Here is a 6069-nt window from a genome sequence, read left to right on the forward strand (position 1 = left end):
GGGGATGCCCGAGCGGCGGGGGCGGCCTAAACCGCCCCCAAGAGCGGACTGCGGCAAGACCATTCTCAAATAATCTAAGGTGGATGTAATTTTTGCCTCATTTTATTTGGTTTTTAATATAGTTCGTTATTGATAATTTGAAATCAGGTTTGAATTGTTTTGATCGTCAGTGTGTCAGGCACCGGTTTGTGTCTGTCGGCTCTTCCCCGGAGCTTATTTTTCGGCTTCGGCGAGTTGGTCGGTCAGATGTCTGATCTCTCTCCGCAGGGATCCGGCCGTCGCCTCCGAGTCAAGTATCTGCCGTGATAGGGTCTTTTCGCCTGCGGCATAGCGGCGACGCAAGGCTTCGAGATCGGTCAGTGTGCGGTCGAGTTTATGACGTGTGCCTATGATCTGTGTCATGAGTGTGCGGCCACGGCTTGTACGGAAATCGTTGAGATCATGGTAGATCTTTGAGCCTATGGCTATGGTGAAGGCCGTGGATCGGCCGGAGTCGCCGTTGTCTGACGCGCGTGCGAGCAGACCCGAGTAGTCGGCTCCGGGCTGTTGAGTGGCGCGGAAATCGCTTATTATAGCCAGTCTGGCGAGTCCTGCGGTATCGGCAGGGTAGTTGACACGCATCTCGCGTGGAATAAACCTGTAGATGGTGATCGAGTCGCCCAGGCGGTTGCGGTCGGTGGCCCACCATCCGATGCCCGACTCCTCGTCGATAGCCAGCATGTAGTCGTCATATGGCGAGTTATACGGCATGCCGATGTTTTGTGGCTGCAGATACTCCTCGCCGTTGTTGCGGGTCATGAATATATCGTATCCTCCGAGCGAATTCTCTCCGTCATTGGCGAAGTAGAGGGTCACTCCGTCGCTCATCAGAAACGGATATGCAGCGTCACCACCCTCGCCGAGACCCTCGCCGAGCAGCTGCGGTTCGTCCCACGATCCGTCGTCGAGGCGGGTGCTCTGCGTCAATGTATAGTTTTCGTTCTCATCGGCAGCCGACCAGATGGCTGTGCGGCCGTCCTCTGTAATGAATGCGGGCAGGTCGGCAATGGCGCGTGCTCCTTGCGGAAGCGACTCGGCTCCCGCTATGCGTCCGGCGGCTTTCGACAGACGGTAGATGCGGAAGAAGTCGTCGCGTCCTATGGCAGTGCTGTCTATGACGGTCAGCTGTTCCACGCGCTCCATCATGTTGCGGCCGCGTTCGATGCGTTCGCGCAGGCTTTCGACTTCGGGCGACGGCTCGGCGGCTTTGCGCCGACCGCGTTTTAGCCTGCTCTCGTAATCGTCGAGATGCTCGTCGGCTCCATCGAAGTCATATTCGAGAAACGCTATCTCGGCCAGACCTATTCGCGAGTCGTTGGTGCCTTTGGCAAGGTATGGTCGTGCCTCGGCCGGATGACCGGTGCGCAGCAGTGCTGTTCCGGCTTTATGTTGCAGAGCGGCATTGCGCGGTTTGGCTTTGGCCTCTTCGAGCAAAGTCGGGAGTGCTTCGGCGTATTCGCCCTGTTCAAACAGGCTTTCAGCCTCAGCAAGTGTCTGGGCGTTCAGTCCGATAGTGGCGCCCGCGGCCAGTAATATTGCGATAAAAAATCTTTTCACAGCTGTATGGTATCTTTCATTGTCAGCAGGTGCGGCGCACCCGGGCAGCCGTCGTGTCGGCTGTCATATCGCAAAATTACAGATTTTTTGTGATATACACAATAAGGAGCTGAATATCAGAGGGAGGGAAATCTGTGTTTGTACTAAATTCGTACTGAATGGGATAATGGTGGCAACTCGTTAGAAATCAATTTGATTTATTTAAGATGCGTTAACTATTTTTATTTGTCTTGAATTGACCGATTTTCTGCCGGTGGAAGTCGATTTTTTTCAGTTTTTCATCAACACTCCCTTAATATATTTCCATTATCACACTCTTGCGTGGCTTTTCATCACGACAAAGATACCTCTTTATTTTGACTTATACAAGCAACTGGCCGGATTGTTTCTGGAAATTGTTTTGCATACCGTATGCCGGACATCGAATGTCAGCATCGCCTACGATGTGCAGCCGGAGGCTGACTATCATCTCCCGGCTCCCGCAGTCATTCCATATCCGGCAAGGTTGTAATCCACGAGGGCAAAGACCATCATATCTCCTACGGCTTCGCTGCTCTCCGCCTTGAATAAATGCCGGACATTGCCCTTTGTCGGGATTACTTCCGTAATTCATGTTTCCTTTTCCATGATATGATATTGTTTGTTACATTGCAGTTGTTCATAGTCTTGTCATTCTGTGATTGAATGGCGGCACAGTTCATTATGTTGTCAAGTGGCTTTCCTGTTATATCGGGGATGCCATTTTTGTTTTTGCGTTCCGGGGCAAGTGGGTTGAGTAGGAGTTGCTCGCCGGTTGGAACGTATGGCTGAGGAACATTCGTGTCAATCCGGAAAAATCTCCACACTCGCCGGGGCTGAGGTAGTATTTTTACGTCTTGCCACGAACATTCCTTTTTGTCGCCATACGTCTTTGGGGTGTCGAGCAACTCATACTACCACACTGTCCTTAGACGCATAAGGATAAAAAAAAGCACCCACCGATATGAAAGCCACAAGACAACATAAAGATTCTTCAGGTCGAGGCAAAGCTCACCAAACCTCCTATCCATACCGCATAAGCATAGCGGTTGCAAAGGTGGTCAAGATGATAGTAATATTCATCGGAGCAATGATAGGATTATTGTTCGGTTGGTTTATCGGCAGGATATTCAAGGCTATCGGTTGGCTCATATCAGCCTTCACGATGTTGGCTATCATCTATTGGTTAATGACACTCTAAAATATTACGACTATGGCAAGCAAGAATGAAAACAAAGGTACTATGGCGTTTGCGGACACTATCCGCCACTACCTTGAAAAGAGAGCCGAGAGTGACGCGCTTTTCGCCGTCAAGTTCGCAAACCCCTCAAAGTCAGTGGAAGACTGCGCGACCTTTATAATCAACGAGGTCAAGAAAAGCGGTTGCAACGGATTTACCGATGATGAGATTTTCGGAATGGCTACCCATTTTTACGAAGAAGATGAGATTGAGGTGGGTAATCCAATCAACTGCAAAGTTGTCGTCAACCATACGGTAGAGTTGACCGAGGAAGAAAAGGAACAGGCACGACAGGACGCGATAGAACGTCTGCGCCAAGAGGAAATGGCAAAACTGCGCAAGCCTATCCAACCCAAGAAAGCCACCGAGAAGAAAACCCAAGATGTTCAACCAAGTCTTTTTGACTTTTAACACCGCACTGCTATGAAACCCAAGACCAAGATACAGAAAGAGGTAGCAAGACTATCGGTAACTCTGCCCAAACTTACTCCGGCTCAAACGGAATGGGCTTATAAGAATGGCGTTGAACATATCGCCTACCGCACCAAGAAAGGCTATATCACCTGCCCCGACTGTGGTCACGAATGGCACAGCGATGAGGGCGCACTTTCCGACACGCTTTTCGGTTGCCGTTGCCCCCACTGCGGAGCGGAACTCAAAGTAGAGGAAAGTCGCAAGCGCACCTACAAGCGAATATCATATATCGGTTATCTCACCACCTGCCGAGGCTATCAAGTATATCGTGTGGCTATGGCTAAGTTTGAGAGCCGTAAAGGAGAACCCTGCCGTTTCTATCTTTTGGAGGTTATGCAGCAATGGATAGCACCCAATGGAACATCTACAGTCGTGGCACTCCGCAGAGGTATGGGATTTATGTATTACGACCTTTGGGTATGGGATAGCACACTGGAGGTACGTTCAAAATCCGACACATACGACTATGTGAGCGCACAAACGTTGATGTATCCCCGTTACAAAGTGCTGCCGCAAGCAATCCGCAACGGATTTGACGGCAAGTTTTATGGCATAAATCCAATCCGTCTTATTGCCGTGTTGCTCTCCAATCCAATGGCTGAAACTATGATGAAGGCCGGAGATGTAGAGGTAATGAAATATTTCCTCTCCAATCCAAGCACTTGCAACATCTGTTGGAACTCCTACAAAATTGCAAAGCGTCATGGGTACACCCTCGATAACATCTCAATGTGGTGTGACTATATCCGTATGCTGAACGATTTGGGAGAGGATATTCGCAATCCCAAAAACATCTGCCCCCAAGACCTCAAAGACGCACACGATGTTATGACACGACGTATCAATGCCAAACGAGCAAAGGAAAGTGCAGAAAGAGCACGGCGATACGAGATAGAAAGGCGTGAGCGTGAACAGCAACGCCTACTCAAAGCAGAAGAGGATAAAGAAAAGTTTATCGCTCTAAAATCCAAGTTCTTCGGATTGGTAATCACTGACAACGAGTTGACAATCAAAGTGCTTGAAAGCATAGATGAATACTATGAGGAAGGCAGGAAGCAGGACATCTGCGTGTTCGGAGCGGGATATTACCGCAAGGAGAACACTCTCATTCTTTCAGCAAGGATTGACGGAGAAATAATTGAAACCGTAGAGGTTGACTTGCGTACCCTCAAAGTGGTGCAGTGCCACGGCAAATACAACAAGGACACCGAATACCACGACCGCATAATCAACCTTGTCAACAGCAACGCCAAGTTAATCCGCAAGAGAATGACCGCCTGAATGTTTAACCCGACCTGCGTCAGCAATGGCGCAGGTCACAACACCCACCAAATATGAACGTGACGATTGAAAGTCTGATATTTGACTTTGACGATAAGATAAGAGCGGTTGTGCTTGACCTCATAAACCGCATATTGCTGACACGCAATGAAACCGAACTGAGGGAAACCGTAGCCGTATGCGCCGAGCGTACCGACCTCAACAAGTTTTTCCTATATGGCTACGGCAAACACCACTTTTGGGTAAAGCAACGCCTTGTCAGCGACCCTGCAAAGACATTCGACCAGCGAATGATGATTGTGAATTTCTAAAACATTGATTAATATGGCAACGAAAATGACCGCTAACGGAGTGAGCACAACCACCGCTCCCGGCACTGAACAATACGAAACTTTCTACTTTGCCCATCGTGGCAAGCAAATAAGCCGTGTGATGTACGACTACCGAGATACCGACAACGAGCTGTTTTCTTGTGTAGCCCCCACACTTGCGGAGTGCAGACACAAGCGTGACGAATGGCTCGCCAAGAAAAGCAATGCTTAAAGAACCAACTTGCCAAATCGTAATATTCCCAAGTGGCGCGACCCTGTGATAGAGTTGCGCCACTGATTTTCACCAAATTTCGGCCGCCACAGGCGGCGATTGGGCCTAATCTGATGTTATGAAATCATAAAGGATGTCCGATTTTCCTAAAGACCTCATTCATCTAATAGTTGTGATAAACCATAGGCAGAGTGAACAGGATACCATCACCATCGCAATGTTAATCCCTATAAGCAGCCATACACTGCAATTATTTTTTCTGTTGGGATAGCGACGGTAGTAGGCTCTCTCCCGCGCAGGAGTGAAACGGGATTTTTCCCATCGTGGCTCACCGTAAAGGTAAGCCGATACGGTTATCACAAGCCACGCAATCTGCATCTCGTCGTTTGGCATAATCAGACAGAGACCCAACATCGGCCACATGATGAATACGGCAATAGCAGCATCAAGGGGCGAGAACTGCCATTTAGGCATCACATTGTGCAGCCGGTCTTGACCTATCATGTAATGCAGGTGGTCGATTATGTTGAATTTGTATCTCCGTTTAATCATTTAGGATTGGCGGTTTACTATCACAATGTTACAGACGTTCATTTTTCAGCCGTTAGTATTGTTTTGACTGTCTCGCACACCTTTTTGTCGTCAGCAAACAGGTTGCACCAGACTATAATCAGTGTAGAATCCTTACGGGTGGCGAGGCATTTTTCGGGAGCTTCAGACGGTATGTCAATCTCAGTGAAATAGTTTTCCGGGATATGTCGAAGGATTTTTCCTGAATACACTTTGTCTCTGAATCTAATGGAAAAACTCAGTGAATTTGATTAACGGTGGACAAGATAAATTGCAAAACGGAAATTAATATAAATTGACAACAGTCAAGTCAAACAAATTGAGCCAAGTATAACAACAATCATAAA

General features: G+C 48.5%; 7 protein-coding genes. 5 read left to right on the forward strand and 2 right to left on the reverse strand.

Annotated features, from left to right (window positions below; genetic code table 11):
* Positions 1 to 213: 213 nt before the first annotated feature.
* Positions 214 to 1596: a tetratricopeptide repeat protein gene (locus C5O24_RS09995; protein WP_107035689.1), complete on the reverse strand. Its 1383-nt coding sequence runs from the start codon at positions 1594 to 1596 to the stop codon at positions 214 to 216.
* 982 nt (positions 1597 to 2578) lie between these two features.
* On the opposite strand from C5O24_RS09995, the gene C5O24_RS10010 reads away from it, so the two are divergent.
* Genes C5O24_RS10010 through C5O24_RS10030 form a run of 5 tightly spaced genes read left to right on the forward strand, consistent with a single transcriptional unit; the run spans position 2579 to position 5152 of the window.
* Positions 2579 to 2815 carry a hypothetical protein gene (locus C5O24_RS10010; protein ID WP_107681776.1) on the forward strand — a complete coding sequence of 79 codons (237 nt, stop codon included), beginning with the start codon at positions 2579 to 2581 and terminating at the stop codon, positions 2813 to 2815.
* Positions 2816 to 2827: 12 nt separating this feature from the next.
* Positions 2828 to 3265: a PcfK-like family protein gene (locus C5O24_RS10015; protein ID WP_107035686.1), complete on the forward strand. Its 438-nt coding sequence runs from the start codon at positions 2828 to 2830 to the stop codon at positions 3263 to 3265.
* Positions 3266 to 3277: 12 nt separating this feature from the next.
* Positions 3278 to 4609, forward strand: a complete 1332-nt coding sequence (locus tag C5O24_RS10020) for a PcfJ domain-containing protein (RefSeq protein ID WP_107035685.1) — start codon at positions 3278 to 3280, stop codon at positions 4607 to 4609.
* Between the two features lie 53 nt (positions 4610 to 4662).
* Positions 4663 to 4920, forward strand: a complete 258-nt coding sequence (locus C5O24_RS10025) for a DUF8466 domain-containing protein (protein ID WP_107035684.1) — start codon at positions 4663 to 4665, stop codon at positions 4918 to 4920.
* 13 nt (positions 4921 to 4933) lie between these two features.
* Positions 4934 to 5152, forward strand: a complete 219-nt coding sequence (locus C5O24_RS10030; protein WP_107035683.1) for a DUF3873 domain-containing protein — start codon at positions 4934 to 4936, stop codon at positions 5150 to 5152.
* Between the two features lie 159 nt (positions 5153 to 5311).
* Here the strand turns inward: C5O24_RS10030 and C5O24_RS10035 are convergent, their stop codons facing one another.
* Positions 5312 to 5704: a hypothetical protein gene (locus C5O24_RS10035; RefSeq protein WP_107035682.1), complete on the reverse strand. Its 393-nt coding sequence runs from the start codon at positions 5702 to 5704 to the stop codon at positions 5312 to 5314.
* Positions 5705 to 6069 lie beyond the last annotated feature (365 nt).

Source organism: Paramuribaculum intestinale, from assembly GCF_003024925.1.
Taxonomy (GTDB): Bacteria; Bacteroidota; Bacteroidia; order Bacteroidales; family Muribaculaceae; genus Paramuribaculum; species Paramuribaculum intestinale.

What these genes read in the sequence shown, in the direction of transcription:
- C5O24_RS10010 (WP_107681776.1), top strand. Translation starts at nt 2,579, where the DNA reads ATGAAAGCCACAAGACAACATAAAGATTCTTCAGGTCGAGGCAAAGCT.
- C5O24_RS10015 (WP_107035686.1), top strand. Translation starts at nt 2,828, where the DNA reads ATGGCAAGCAAGAATGAAAACAAAGGTACTATGGCGTTTGCGGACACT.
- C5O24_RS10020 (WP_107035685.1), top strand. Translation starts at nt 3,278, where the DNA reads ATGAAACCCAAGACCAAGATACAGAAAGAGGTAGCAAGACTATCGGTA.
- C5O24_RS10025 (WP_107035684.1), top strand. Translation starts at nt 4,663, where the DNA reads ATGAACGTGACGATTGAAAGTCTGATATTTGACTTTGACGATAAGATA.
- C5O24_RS10030 (WP_107035683.1), top strand. Translation starts at nt 4,934, where the DNA reads ATGGCAACGAAAATGACCGCTAACGGAGTGAGCACAACCACCGCTCCC.
- C5O24_RS10035 (WP_107035682.1), bottom strand. Translation starts at nt 5,704, where the DNA reads ATGATTAAACGGAGATACAAATTCAACATAATCGACCACCTGCATTAC.